Origin of the sequence: Paracoccus haeundaensis (assembly GCF_006239215.1) — a bacterium.
Taxonomy (GTDB): Bacteria; Pseudomonadota; Alphaproteobacteria; order Rhodobacterales; family Rhodobacteraceae; genus Paracoccus; species Paracoccus marcusii.
In genome coordinates, this window is sequence record NZ_VDDC01000005.1 from 152,384 (window position 1) to 166,497 (window position 14,114).

Consider the following 14,114-nt stretch of genomic DNA (forward strand, 5'->3'; position numbering starts at 1 on the left):
ATAGCTTCATCGTCCGTCTCCTTGACAAGGAACAGACTAACCCCAAATCGCGGACTTTTTAGAGGAGCAGGTCAGTGGTCTTGTCGCTTGGCGCTGTAGATCTACTCACGCGAACCCAGCTACCACATCAAATTCATGATCTGCATCCACCCTAGAACTTTGCGAAACAACGTCCGTAAAGCGCACCTAATTGGGATCCTGCAGTGGCGAATACAACAGTCCCATTTTCTCCGGGCTTATTACTAAGTGGGCTTTGGAAGAGAATAGGCTATATGGCACACCTAGAGGAACTTCATCGAGAATCGTCCCTGATTTCTTGTCCAGCATTATTACACTCGGCCCTGATAATACCCCCCATGCCTCGCTACTTGAGGCGAAACCCTTGAGCAAAGTCCAATCTGCATCCGTTCGAACATCACCCGCCGCCGAGAATAGGCTGTAAGGCGACCCAATCGAGGCTGAGTACGACCCGCACGAAGCGCAGTTCAAGATTGTTCCGTCTGCCGTAACATTAGCATGCCGCACACTATGTGTTCCTTGGGCGGTGCGTACCAACGATATCAAAGACGTTCCCTGTAAGTTTCCATCGGTGGTCAGCGGGCCCGGAATGACGATCAACGGGGACTCAGCAACTTCATCTGCCTGGAGCATCGACGATGCCGCGATAGGCTGATCTGAGCCATCTCCTCTTAGCAATACGTAGCGCATGTCGTTTGCGCCCGTGGCCTCCACGCCAATCGAGACGCCAGTCGACCTTGAGAACGCCTGGACCTGCGTGGTTGGCTTCGCTATGATATTAACCGGAGCCGGCGGCCAGGTCGACAAATCGAAAACCGGTATTTGCAGTGGCGCGTTAGCATTGGCAGCATCAAGTTGACTCCGGTAACTGCCACGCGAGAGTTGACTGCTGAAAGATACCACGGGTAAAGGCTGGCTACCGCTGTGAATTCCACCGATAAGCGACAGGCGAAAACCAGGTTGGAGATCGGTCGGGCCAACACTTACCTGACTTGCTACAGGTATTAGCGTGTCTATCAGCTCGGAATACTGCCGAACCGAGAATTCGAAAGTCTCTCCTTGTTTGCTAGGCCCCACGTAGCGGGAGATGTACCGAACGTTACCGCTTATCCGCTCTGTCCAGGCCAGCAGCCATTCATCTCTAGCAAGACCACTCAACACAACGGGGCGGAGTTTAGCACGTTCATTTATACCTAACGGGATCCCCTTTAGGTCTTCCTTCGCTGATATTAACAGAGGCTCCGCTTCGGAACTGACTGTGGTCACGACTACTGAGTTAGCCATTGCGTCAGAGTATACTATGTACGACGCGCCTTCCAACAGTCTCGCTCCAGCATCTACTGGCAGCTCGCGACGTCCAACTACTGTGCCATTAGTTAGCTGGACGACTGAAACTTTATTCTGGGAAGGCCGGCTGAGTCCCACATATATGTCACCGCGACTCTCAAGGAATATTGGGACATGCTCGGCCAAGATCATATTTGCGATCTTCAGTCTTTCTGGATTCAACTCGAATTCACCAGTAGACTGATCATAGGCCAATCGAAACAGAAACCCGTTACCACGGCCCTCGTCGATAACTCCGACTACCAACGATCCTGAATTATCCAAACCGAAGGTGCCATTAATAACTTTTGCGCTAGTACTTGTCAAATTGATCGGTGTGAGGACTGCTTGAGCTGCGGGGTTGAGAAGGTCAACGTACAGCAGTTTATTGCCAGCTACCGAAAGTAGTGAGCCCCCATCAGCTTCGAATACAAGCCCAGCAGCTTGGCCCAATGCAAGGCCATTTGGGTCGTTAGAGGTCGCATATACGGATCGAAGATTGCTTCCGTCGATGTTACCTACGAAAAGCTCGGCCTGGCCAGCGGTGTCTCGTATAATGAATGCAATTTGATCGCCGGCGTCTGATAGTGCGATGTGAGTCACCTCCGAATCTGGTCTTTCCAAGCCCCAAGAGAGCACAGCGCTGGGGCTGTTCTCTGACAGTTCGAAAGTATGAAATTTCTGGGTAGCAGAGCTGCCCCTCAAAGCTATGGCCGCATGGTTCGCACCTCGTGACGCAGCCATCAACCATTGATCAGGTCCGCCAAGCGTTAGTAGGTCTGCTGTCAGGACCGGCCTAGGCCCTTCTGAACCATGTAAGTACTGCAAGGTCGATGCGCCAGTCGCGTCTCGAACACGTCCGAGAACGCCATCCCTATAAACGTGTGCCTCGGTAAAGTGTACGTTTTCAACGGTCCGAAGATCTACGTTACCTGGATCGCTTAATGACATCCACGAGAGCACCCCGCCATCGTCGACCAATACTGATCCATCGGAACCGATGTCCAAAGGTGTCAAGCCCTTGTTGGTACGTACTGCGGGATAAGGGAGTTGTTGACCCTCCAGTGCGGCCTCATCTGCTAACGAATCGATCTTTTCGAATACAACTCCCCTAGACGGATCACTGTCCGCCATCAGTGCGTGCGATCCATTCATTGTGGTGTGCAGCAATGTGCCACTGATTGGGCGCCCTAGCAGCGCACGTGCTGCCTGGAACGACACCCCTGACCTCTCCAGAGCTTCCAAGGTCCTACTCTTCCGCAAGATCTTTGCCCGACTAGTCAATACTCGGGCGAGTAAATCCCTGGCGTTCGCTCCGCGAGCGTGATCCGCAGCCCTTACGAAGATCGAGTCAACTCGTTCATAGTCAGCGCTGCTCGCTAACGACCCTTCTCTTTCTGCCAACCCTCCCAGATGCGCATAGTCGGTTGCAAGATCAATCCTAAGCGATCTAAGGTTCTGAACAGTTGTATTGCTTTGGTCAGACTTGAGTTGCTCTTCCTTTCTCTTGATGCCCTCCTTAATTTGCAGCCCGGCAGACGCATAGTCGCCTTGGTCGACGTAGTAGGTCGCCAGCGCGCGACTGAGCACTGTTGAATTAGGATCTATCAATTTCGCCACTTCGAGCACCTTGAAGTGCTCCTCAGTTTTTAACTTATCGGGGCTAATGGTGGGAAATACTATGCTTGCATAGTTGATCAACGAGCGAACTAGCCCCTCTCGATGTTGTTGGCGAGTCCACACGTCCAGCTGAAGCATCGGCGCGAGATCAGCAGCAACAGGCGAGAAGCCCCCATTGTTTAAGTATTTGACAAAGTTATCGTGACGAAAGGCTGTGTCAACATTGACCCGTAACTCGTAAGTTCCTCGCGTTCTGTTTGGATCGATATCTCCTCTAACGCGTGCCTGCAAACGATACGAAGCGCCGTATCTACCAGGGCTGGTCAACGGTGCCCTAATTCGCTTGTTCTGAGAATTTAGTACAACAACATCAGACATCTCTGATGGGTTGTCCTCATTAATGAACCTGTATTCTATTCCCTCTGGCCATTCGTTGGGTGCATAAAACCTATGATCAATCCACCTGTCGTACCAACACCGGCCATACCAGGTGCATTCTCTTCGCTCCCTGTGAACAAAATTGATATCGGCCTGCCCGCCGACAATATCTACATCTATGTCGGTACCTGCGAATATTTTAGACTGAGGTCCGGATACTACGTCAGCGAAGTCGCGGTTAGCCGGTGCAACTGTTCCAGTCATACTTTGTGCCAGCGACTCGCCCATTGAGGCCATTGACCAAGCAGCAAAAGCACAGCACGCTATAAAGAAAGTATGCCGCATATGTTAACCTCCGTTTCACCTTGGAGTCGGATCTAAATTTCGCGACCCTATAATGCGACAAGCCGGAACTGTGATCCCATTGATAGCCGATGCTCCGTCATCCCGCTCTCCTGTGGACGAAAGTACATCATAAATGACGCGGATACGCGAGCATGGATCAAAATCCGACGAGATAAGGCTGATGCTTCCACCATTCAACTCAGTGACGGATTGCTCGCCTTGTTTGAGCTCGATGGTTGGTTCAGAAGCCAGGAACGATATAGTCCTCTCCTCGTCCGGCTGCCCTGTCCGCTCTGGCTTATATTGAATGGCAAAATTTATCAGTATCTCAGATGGTATCTCTCGTAAGTCACGCTGGCTTATGGTCAATTGCCAAACTGTGTACAGACCATATCCTTCGAAATCGCGCCGAGACAAATCAGCAGTACGAGCCCACCGCAGTTTTAATTGACCGACGTCGACATCTTCATCCCATTCCAAGTCATTTTTCTCGATTGAGGGGTAGAACTCCTTGAAAAAATTCCCCTGATTTTCAGATACGTAAGCCACTCCGGGATGTCTCAGGGTCGCAGCTTTTGGATCAACTACCCGCCCGTCTTCCGTTTCGATGCCCAAAAATACTTCGACCACTCGGAGCAGCTGAAGGCGAGGGTCAATTATCTCGGTCTCAGGTGAAATAAGAATGTTGAATTCGAACGTTGGCCCAGAAGGTGCCGCTGCCCATCGCTTAAAGCTAGCCCACTGGCCTTCTCCCACAAGTCCGCTCAGCCGCACCGGCCCGGTTTGTTTCACCGGCCCAAGTACCGCGGCATCGGAGCTGCAACCTACCCGTCGGCAAACGTCTGTCGTCAATGCAATAAGCTGACGCCAGTGCGTCATAAGCCGCCGCAGGTCGGTTCTCTCCCCTTCGAAATCTCGGACAAGCCACTGGTAAAGTTGTATATCCTCATCGAGTGCGAACCTCAAAAATTGGGGATCGTCTTCGACTAACCGAGCGATTGTACCGCGGGGACTCCCATCACTACCGATCCACAACGAGAGGGCATGGTTTAGCTCGTCATAACTTCTCCGCATCTGCTCTGCGTAGTAGATGGCCAAGGGGATCCGTAGACGCGCCTGTGCCTGGGAGTCAGTGATGCTCGCGGAAGCTTTAAATATTCCCCTTAGATACTCACTACCCGCTGCAGCGGCACCTGCACTCCGTACTTCGGCGATCTGCTGATCGTACTCCGCGAGTCCTTGTGCACGCGAGGTAGACCCGATCATATCGGCAAGATGTATCTGCTCCCGCATCAGAGCATTGTCCTCGTTGTACAGCTCCCTCCCCTTAGTGATCGCCAGCTCGATCTGTCCGACTAACTTGGCTGCGTTCAGAACAGTTACCGCAATAGCGCCGCCTGGCACAGCGTTCGCAAGAATGATTTGAGCGACCATTTCCTCTGCAGAAGTACCTGCAACGTCGGTGCGCCGTACGGAGAGGCCCGCTTCTTGGATTTTAGTTCTAGCGGGCGGCGATGCCGCGGCTAATACCGCGGGATCGCCTGCGGCAGCTTGAGCGGCAAGCAAGGTTGCACCCGCTTCGTTCAACGCGGACTTAAGCCCAGGTCGAGCCTCGATTTGCATGCGCAAATCCGCGCCAGTTACCTGACCAAGCTCCAGTAGTGTTCCCGCGCTGACCGCGTCGGCCTGGATCAACGCCATCAAAGCTTGCTCCGGAGGAACGCCGCCTTTTTGAGCGGCCGTCAAACCCAATGACACCATGCTATCAACCACGGAGATACGGGCAGAGCCATCACTACTTGCAATCAGCGCGGAGGATAAGCCCTGTGAGTTCACCTGCCTGTTGATAATAGTCTTTGCCTCAAGGAATGGTACTTTAACTACCGCCTCTTCGGCTCTCACCAGTAGCTCGTTCTGTGATATCTCAATGGTAACTGACCCATGTTCAACGGCGCGTTCAACGGCGGTGAGTAGCTCCACCGATCTGGCTATACTCGTGTAATCTGGTATGACTTCCCCAACCAAAGCTCGCAACTCAGCTAGCTGCTCCCCCGCTTGGTCAATAGTCTTACCAGCCCCTGCTTGAGACACCTCTTGGACGAGAGCTTTGGCGAGTATGGCCTGTACTGTTTGGTCCAGAGGCTGGCCATCGCTTGCTTGCGAAATAACTGTAGCTAACTCCCAAGCAGGTAGAAGCCCGTTCCGGCGAAGCGAATCCTTAGTGACATCCTCCCACGGCCTTTGACTGACAACGAGTTCTATGACGACCGTGCTGATCTCTTCAATGAGAGCTTCATTCTCGGGAACAAGATCGATCAACTCCTCAAGAGGGACACTTGCCTCAACTGCCGACAAGAGGCGCTGACGATCATCATTGGGTAGCTTTTCCCAAATGAAAGAGCCGGCCTGCAAAAGCTTCGTAATATTTTGCTCATGCAAGCCCTGCTGAAGATGAATTAATGCAACCTTTGCGTCCTCAATGTTACCAGCAACAGACTCAATCTCAGCCACAACGTCTATGAGGCCAGCCACATCGGGAGAAAGCGATCCAATTGCATCTCTGAAGCTTGGTTCCGAGAAAGCTAACCCGAGCGCAATTTCCGGTAAATCGCCGCCAGAAGTGGCAGCCTCTACCATATCTGGGCTAATACCAGCCGAGCTAGCAATGGCCGAAATAACAGAATTTGTTAACTGGCTGTTGAGTTTCGCCACCGTATCGCGATTTTCAGAGAGCTCTGCTGCGATCTCCTGCTGCCTTCGCTGATTATCTTTAAGCCTCTGCAATAAAAGCTGTCGGGCTAGAATACTATTTTCAACAACCTCGGCCTGCTGATCAGATCGCCACCTCTCCGCCTGTTCGTCCGACGATGATTGGCTATGCACGGCGCGGAGGGTCGCCTGGTCGACAGCTGTATTGTCAGCTCTCGCCCGATAATGCTCAATTTCTGCGATCAACGTACTAAATTCGTCATAGTTCTCTTGCAGCTCTTGCAGCAACTTCACTGGATTGGCCGGGTGATTGAAATATCCACTCCCCCAGAAGTCTGCGCCTACCGCAAGTAGTCGCTGCCGGTACTTTATGTCTCTATCTAAAAGCGAAAGCTGGAAGTCGGAAGCGGCGCGAGCGGCCGGAGGCATCTCCGCTAGCTCCGAAATTGCATCCAGAGCTGCATCATACCATTGCTTTGCCTCGTCCACGGAACCCAGTAAGAACTTCTCATCCGCCAGGGATTTGCGAGTGATGGCAAGTTGTATGCTACCTTCAACATACGATGGGAGTGCCGATAGTAGACAGCTGTCCTCATTCTTCGAAACGTCAATTCTCTTTGCGAAGTTGCTATCCTGCGCAGGCGTTGTGGCGGCAGCTACATCTGCGGCGGAAGGATCGACTGTAGTCAGTGTTTCTACAAGGACAGGATCGCAGTCGATCGTGAAGCGGAGTTCTTGCGCTAGACTTTGCTGCGGCAGCGCTCCAGCTAACGCCATAGCGGCTACTCCACCAACTAGCAGGGCTGCATTCTGCCCGGCCGACGTTCGCGAGAAGAAACTAGTAAGCACGGTAAGTTCACTCCCATGCTGATCTTGCCCTTGCAAGTTGGCCTGCGATGTGCTCGGCTGTCAAGTGCAAGTGTTATCCACCTTCACCGAGGTAACATGGAACTGGTTACAGCATTCCGCCAGCGCAGTTGCAGAATGGTCATAGGCTCTTGCTTGTGGCCCGTGGGAATATAGAGCTAGAGACATAAGGTTATGCGCCTCCAACATTGCGCGGTCATGCTATTGGGATCAGTTGCTGTGTTGCTCTCGGCACAGCAAACTATGGCATTACCCGATGCGGTTGTTGTGGAAACCAGGATTAAAGAGGGGGCACTGAGCTTCCAGGCTGGCATGAAGTCTAGGCACACAGTTAAAATTGACTATTCGTCCAGATCATTGTCCTCGGATTTTTTAACCGGCGTAACAAATTTGGTCGGGATTGAACTTGGAAGTGTGCGCGACAGATTTACGGTTTACTCCCCAATTTTTTCCGGCGAGGTCGCATCTTTTATCATGGAGGGACAAACAGCGTCTGCTGTTGGGGTCCTACCTAACATCAATTACCGCTTTACGATCACTGTTGACCGGGCCGCTAGAGAGATAGTGGTTAGTGGCTGCCATGATGGATATCCTAGCTATTCGGTAATCGTGGGAGACACAGAAGTGTATAGCTTCGAGCAGGAATTTCTCGCGGCGCTTTTTGGTAGCTGCGACATTGTTGTCGCAAGCAGAACTGTAAAGTATTAAGGTTGTTGGTAGCTTCGGGATATATGCTAATGAATGACGCGGCCGTTGTTCATGGACCAATGGCGAGAGCGCTCTTCTGATCTCAGCCGATATTGGCAGTGGGTGCACGAGGCTGCTTGCGGAGCCTTGAGGTATCGCAATATGCCGGCCGGGTGCGCCGGAGATTATGAAATTGGGGTAGCAGGGAGTGCGTGGTTGAACGAGGGCTGGCAGGTTCCTGTCTCGTTCTCGAAGCTTGATCAGCCTTTGCGTGTCAAAGATCACATGGGTGTTTTAGCTCCGACATTGCCGGAATAGTACTCGCCGATTCAAGCAAGCGGAGATGGCAATTAGGGGGCGTATCTCGCCGCTGTTCCAGCCGAGATGGTGAAGATCCTCTTAAGGTTGCTTGGTGGCCAGTGGGATGTCGCAACATTGGATGCGCCTGTCGGGCTTCAAGCTGTAGATATCGCGATTGACCAAACTGAAGCTGAGGTCGAAAAAGCCATGTCGAACCGAGCGGATATCGGCGAAACGAAAAAGCTCCGGCTGGACCAGTCTCGACGCGAGAAAGAAGTCTATCGATCCAACCTCGCGCAGCTTGAAAAGGCCTGCTGGGTGACCGGGGTCACCAACCTCCAGCACCTCAGAGCAAGTCATATCAAGCCATGGGCGGCATCAACGGACTGAGCTACTCCCCAATCCTTGGACAGATTTCCGGCAGCTTTAAGCTGCTGCCTGCACCTGCTGTTCGGTTTCGATGGTGTTGAAGTAGACTACGGCGGGTGGTTGACCGCCATGGGCGGCTTGAGGCCGCTGGTGGTTGTAGAAGGTGATCCAGGCCCCGATGCCAGCCTTGGCCTGAGAGCCGGTCTCCCAAGCGTGCAGGTAGAAGCATTTGTATCGACCCAGTGAAGATCTGCTCATGCTACAAAGGAGACGGTAGCGATGAGTGTGACGATGGACGACAGCATCAAGCGGTGGACGGCCAAGCGAAAGACGGCGCTGGTGGTCGAGATCATTCAGGGCAAGACGACGGTGGCAGAGGCCAGTCGGGCGTATGACCTGTCGCCTTCGGAGATCGAGGGCTGGGTGGATGACGCCAAGCGGGGCATGGAGAACGCGTTGCGTGCGAACCCGCTGGAGATCCGCGAGCAGTATGAGAAGCAGCTGAAGGACCTGCAGGAGGCCTATGGCGAGGCCATGCTGGAGCTGCGCGCCAGAAAAAAGTTGGCGGCCCTCATGGAGCGGGAGGACGGCAATTGATCCGGACGCTCCATGAGGGCCTTCTGGCGGATGGGATCGCGGTGCCGCTGACCAAGCTCTGTGCCTGGTTCGGCGTGCCGCGGCGGACCGTCTATTACAAGCCGACGAAGGCCACGCCAAAGATCGATCCCCGCTTTGCCGAGCCGATCAAGGCGATGATCGAAAAGGAGCCTTCCTTCGGTTATCGCACGGTCGCCTGGCTTCTGGGCTTCAACAAGAACACGGTTCAGCGCATCTTCCAGCTCAAAGGCTGGCAGGTCCGCAAGCGCCCGATCGGCATGCGGCCCCGCATCGAGGCCGTGCCCTCGGTCGCGAACGCGCCGAACGAGCGCTGGTCCACCGACCTGTGCCGAGTCTGGGCAGGGCGCGACGGCTGGACCACTTTGGCCCTGGTCATCGACTGCCACACCCGCGAGCTACTGGGCTGGCATCTGTCGCGCTCCGGCAAAGCGACAACGGCGGCCAGCGCCTTGGAGCACGCCCTGATCAGCCGGTTCGGCACCTTGGGAAAGGTCACGCGCGAGTTCCTTCTGAGGTCCGACAACGGCCTGGTCTTCACGTCACGCCGCTACACCGCACTGGTCCGCAGCTATGGCTTGAAGCAGGAGTTTATCACGCCGCATTGCCCGCAGCAGAATGGCATGGTCGAGCGTGTGATCCGGACACTGAAAGAACAGTGCATCCATCGCCAGCGCTTCGACAGCATCCAGCACGCGACGCGCGCCATCGGCGACTGGATCAGCTTCTACAACAACCGACGCCCGCATCAGGCGCTGGACATGAAAACCCCCGCTGAAGCATTCGCATTAGCGGCTTAACCTGTGCAGATTCTGCTGGGTCGATACAAGCCCTCTCAGTGCGCTGCGCGAGATTATAGAATTGATCGGCATCTCCACTTTCGATTGGCCCGGTGATGTCGATGATGGACGGTGTTGTGGTATCCCCCTGCGTAATCTGGATATCGGCCGCAAACACCGACGAATGTCCAAGGGGTGCAAATGCCACAAAGGTGAAGAAACAGCGGGTAAAAATTTTCATGTGGATCCTGAAAAATAAAGCATCGGCATAAGGGTGACGTTATAGCCTTTGCCGATCGCCGGCCTCCGATCAAACAATTTTTACCTTCAAAGTGTCTAATTATCGCGGTGGCTTAGCTGATGTAGCTTATGATGAAGCCTGGGAGATTTAGTGTAGAAGGAGGGTGCGCGAACTCGGTGAGGGTGTTGCAATGTCGACCCTTGTATCCGGTGCATTTGCCGCTGGTCGTAGTTTGTGGTCAGGGACAATCTCACCTAATCAATTTCGAACTGCCTTCGGCGACGTGGCCGTAGGAGCCGTCACCGCGACTGTACTCGACACGCTGCTAAACGGTGTCGCATGATGCACCTCCCAATGTAACATAGCGGATCGTTGCCTTGTGGGGCAGGACCGGCATCGCATTGCGACGGCTGCCCGGAAAATGTCGTCATCAATTTTATCAGCCCCTCAGAGAATGCGGCGGCAAAGACATTTGGAGACTGTGAGCTTGAGCATCCTGGATATTGATCGGGCAGCTGTCCTTCAGGCCATCGATGAGTTCGATGCGGATGGGCGCGGTGAATTTTTGAAGAAGTACGGGTACGGCGAAGCCAAACGGTACTTCCTTCGACAAGATGGAAACCTCTACGATTCAAAGGCGATCTTCGGTGTTGCGCGGGGGTATGCGCGCCCGGATCTAGGGGCAATGAAATATGAGGAGCACAGCGGCGGTCTCGGTTATGTCGTCCCCCACCTGACGGGCCTCGGCTTCGAAATATTGGACTTAGAAGCTCTCGCGGCTGAACCAAAGATTAAAGGCCGGTCCTTTTGGTGGGTGAACAACAAGCAAACCTACAAGCATGAAGTAGATGGTGGCTATCTTTGGTCGCCGCTGACCCGCAGCGACGGCGGACGCCACGAGTTTTACGAGAACATGAAGCGTGTCCGGCCGGGTGACGTTGTCTTCTCCTTTGCGAACGCAAAACTCCGAGCCGTTGGTGTGTGCGTTGCGCCGGCCATCCTTATGCCGAAGCCAACTGAATTTGGGGCAGCAGGGAGTGCGTGGTTGAACGAGGGCTGGCGGGTTCCTGTCTCGTTTTCGAAGCTTGATCAGCCGTTGCGTGTCAAAGATCACATGGGTGTTTTAGCCCCGACACTGCCCGAGAAGTACTCACCGATCCAAGCAAACGGAGATGGCAATCAAGGGGCGTATCTCGCCGTTGTTCCAGCCGAGATGGCGGAGATCCTCATACGGTTGCTTGGTGGCCAGTGGGATGTCGCAACATTGAATGCGCCTGTCAGCCCGCAAGCTGTAGATATCGCGATTGACCAAACCGAAGCTGAGGTCGAAAAAGCCATTTCGAACCGAACGGATATCGGCGAAACGAAGAAGCTTCGGCTGGTCCAGTCTCGACGCGGGCAAGGCATTTACCGATCCAACCTCGTGCAGTTTGAGAAGGCCTGCCGGGTGACTGGGGTCACCAACCTCCAGCACCTCAGAGCAAGTCACATCAAGCCGTGGGCGGCATCAACGGACTTTGAGAAGCTTGACGGCAATAACGGTCTGTTGCTGAGCCCTCACATCGACCACCTTTTTGACCGGGGATATCTCAGCTTTACTGACGATGGCGCCATCCTGCTGGGTATCGGATGTGATGAGGAGACTTTGGCGAAGTGGCAAATCGAAGAGGGGACGGTTTGTGGGCCTTTCCGAGCCGAACAGCTGCCTTACCTCTCATACCACCGGAAATTCATTCTCAAGAAGGCAGCCTGACGGACCTCGCTAACCATTTTTTCAGCAATCGTGTGCACTCCTGTTAGCATGCAAGTTTGGAAACTCGAAGCCTGTTGGACCGATGACCGCCAGTGCTGCCGCTGGGGATACGCGCTTGCCGACGACTCGGCGGGCGCGTTGAGCCTTGCACGGGCAACATCCGCATGGCCCCTCATCTGGATCCATGAGCTGCACCCTGACAAAATATGGCCAGGCCCGGTCGGCAAGGATGTCTACTGGTCGTCGTGAACCACGCCGCAATCAGTGATCGGATAGTGCAATCGTCGACACCGACAACCGATTTGTCTTGCCTAAGATGGAGAGCAATCCCAGCAAGTCCGTCAGTTTGTACCTGAGCAAACATAGACGGCGCCGCCGAGTGCTACGACTGAAACCGCCGCACCTGCAATGGTAGCCGGTGCCGTGAGCACAGCAAGCGCCGAGGTGCCGATGGTTCCTAACGTGCCGGCGATATAACCAGATGTCCCTGTCAAAATGTAAGCTCCCGAGCTGTGTGCTACGACGGACACTCCGGCCACGTTTGTTGACCCGACTGCCGATCCCACCACGCCACTGCCGAACCCGGCAATAGAGGTCGCAGCCGTCGTAGATGCGTTGACACGCTCGCAAAAGCTCCGCTTGGGTTGCTTGCACAGGCCGTAGGCGTTCTGCGCCCCTTCCTCAAAGCCCAAGTACTGTTCGGTCGTCTTGTCATAGGACAAGCAAAAGAGCTTTTGTTGAGCTGAGGTCGCATCTGGTGCGGCATATGCTATAGTAACATAGCTTGGGCAATCACCACCTTTTGACCCTAACATGTTCTCGCGAAACGTGCTGTTCTCTGCGTGGTAGTCTTCATCGTAAACATACGAAATCCGCTTGTCTTCGCCAGCGAGCTTAAAACCACAAGTGCGAGTTTCAACCATGTCCTCTGGGTCGTAACCAAGTATCTCAGCGTTGAATGCCGCGGCCCTTTCGAAGGCTTGGCGCAGATTCCCTACTGAAACTTCGACTGTTGCCACTGCAGGGGCGTCGTTCGTCGCATCCAAGCGAGAAAAAAGCGAGATCTCTGCCGTTCGCCCTGACAGCAGCTGGTTGGTTTCAGCACGTGCAAGGCTGGGTCCGCGATCACAATCCTCATCGGTAATGTTGCACCAAAAGCCGTCAAAGCTTTGATCGTCTATGGTGCTGATAAATGCCGAGTAGTTTTCGTAGTGCTCAGCAACGGACCTGGGGTCGACTGAGACGGAGGCCCGTGGAACCGTATCGACATCGGCCCTTGCATCGCCCAGTGGGTATACCGACGGCCAAACTGCTAGCTCAAGTGCCAGAGCCAGGGTTGGTTCTTCGAACTCTAAGTTAGCGAGGCAGAAATCCTCGCCATTTTGTGCCTTCATACAGAGGGTGTCCCAGTCGCCAAAGCTTTCCAGAACATAGAACTCGTCCGTTCCGACGAACTTCCGACTTTCCGGAAACGTGACTTCTGAAAAAGCTGGGTGGGCAAAAATAGTCGACGTCAACAGCGCAGCCAGAAACGAATTCATCACAACCTCTAGGGAAACATCAATTGTATCTGATCTGAGCTAGCAAGGGCGAGAACTGCAAGGGAATTGACTGAGTATTCCAGTGGAATCGATTAATATTCGACGGTGTTGCTCCACCCCGCCACGAACCTCCCTGGCACGCTGTCTACCGCTTGCCGTGCAGCCTGTGCCAGATTGAGCCTTCTCCCTAGCTTGACCTGCGGCACCAGCAGGAAGATCGGCACCGTCACCACGCCGCGGCCATTCTTTGATCGCGACGCCACAGCGCGCCCCTTGGTATTCAGGCACCCCTCTGCGACCAGCAGGCTTGGCCCGCGGCGCCGATAGATGAACCGCAGTCGGAGACCCGTGCGACGCTCCCATTCGCCGGGCGTGATCCGGACCCCGCGGGTCGACTTGCCCGCAGCTGCTGTCGGGATCGCCAACCAGAATCCATCGTTCGATCGGATCAGTGGCCCCGCATCATGGGCGCCAACGATGACCGGCGCGTTCGACCAAACCAATGCGGCTGCGTTCAGACTAGCGCTGCCCTTCGGATAGGTTGCCAGCCGGATCGAATTTTGGGT

At 54.3% G+C, this 14,114-nt stretch carries 8 protein-coding genes and 1 pseudogene; 4 read left to right on the forward strand and 5 right to left on the reverse strand.

Going from position 1 to position 14,114, the window contains the following annotated elements; genetic code table 11:
• Window positions 1–186 precede the first annotated feature (186 nt).
• Both FHD67_RS02690 and FHD67_RS02695 read right to left on the reverse strand, forming a co-directional pair.
• Window positions 187–3,630 (reverse strand): hypothetical protein, encoded by a 3,444-nt coding sequence (locus FHD67_RS02690; protein ID WP_139597734.1) that lies wholly within the window; start codon window positions 3,628–3,630, stop codon window positions 187–189.
• Window positions 3,631–3,702: 72 nt separating this feature from the next.
• Entirely contained in the window at window positions 3,703–7,173 is a 3,471-nt protein-coding gene (locus FHD67_RS02695; protein WP_139597735.1) for a hypothetical protein, read from the reverse strand.
• A 1,161-nt stretch (window positions 7,174–8,334) separates the two neighbouring features.
• Between FHD67_RS02695 and FHD67_RS02705 the strand changes: the two genes are divergently transcribed.
• Window positions 8,335–8,640, forward strand: coding sequence for a hypothetical protein (locus FHD67_RS02705; protein WP_139597737.1), 306 nt, complete (start codon window positions 8,335–8,337; stop codon window positions 8,638–8,640).
• 36 nt (window positions 8,641–8,676) lie between these two features.
• Here FHD67_RS02705 and FHD67_RS21040 read toward each other — a convergent pair whose 3' ends face one another.
• On the reverse strand, window positions 8,677–8,877 hold the full coding sequence (locus tag FHD67_RS21040) for an integrase core domain-containing protein (protein WP_139597738.1): 201 nt from the start codon (window positions 8,875–8,877) through the stop codon (window positions 8,677–8,679).
• Window positions 8,878–8,910: 33 nt separating this feature from the next.
• Between FHD67_RS21040 and FHD67_RS02715 the strand changes: the two genes are divergently transcribed.
• The 3 genes from FHD67_RS02715 to FHD67_RS02725 all read left to right on the forward strand — a co-directional run bounded on the left by FHD67_RS02715 (window position 8,911) and on the right by FHD67_RS02725 (window position 12,007).
• Entirely contained in the window at window positions 8,911–9,216 is a 306-nt protein-coding gene (locus FHD67_RS02715; RefSeq protein WP_229825963.1) for a DUF1153 domain-containing protein, read from the forward strand.
• Complete coding sequence (locus FHD67_RS02720; protein WP_045982277.1) at window positions 9,213–10,034, forward strand: IS3 family transposase; 822 nt, start codon at window positions 9,213–9,215, stop codon at window positions 10,032–10,034. The genes FHD67_RS02715 and FHD67_RS02720 overlap by 4 nt, the downstream gene beginning before the upstream one ends.
• 707 nt (window positions 10,035–10,741) lie before the next feature.
• Window positions 10,742–12,007 carry an HNH endonuclease gene (locus FHD67_RS02725; protein ID WP_139597739.1) on the forward strand — a complete coding sequence of 422 codons (1,266 nt, stop codon included), beginning with the start codon at window positions 10,742–10,744 and terminating at the stop codon, window positions 12,005–12,007.
• A gap of 341 nt (window positions 12,008–12,348) precedes the next feature.
• Here the strand turns inward: FHD67_RS02725 and FHD67_RS20675 are convergent, their stop codons facing one another.
• Complete coding sequence (locus tag FHD67_RS20675; RefSeq protein ID WP_218062263.1) at window positions 12,349–13,548, reverse strand: hypothetical protein; 1,200 nt, start codon at window positions 13,546–13,548, stop codon at window positions 12,349–12,351.
• Between the two features lie 92 nt (window positions 13,549–13,640).
• Window positions 13,641–14,108: pseudogene (locus FHD67_RS02735) on the reverse strand (DUF6441 family protein); the annotation flags it as partial.
• Between the last annotated feature and the right edge of the window lie 6 nt (window positions 14,109–14,114).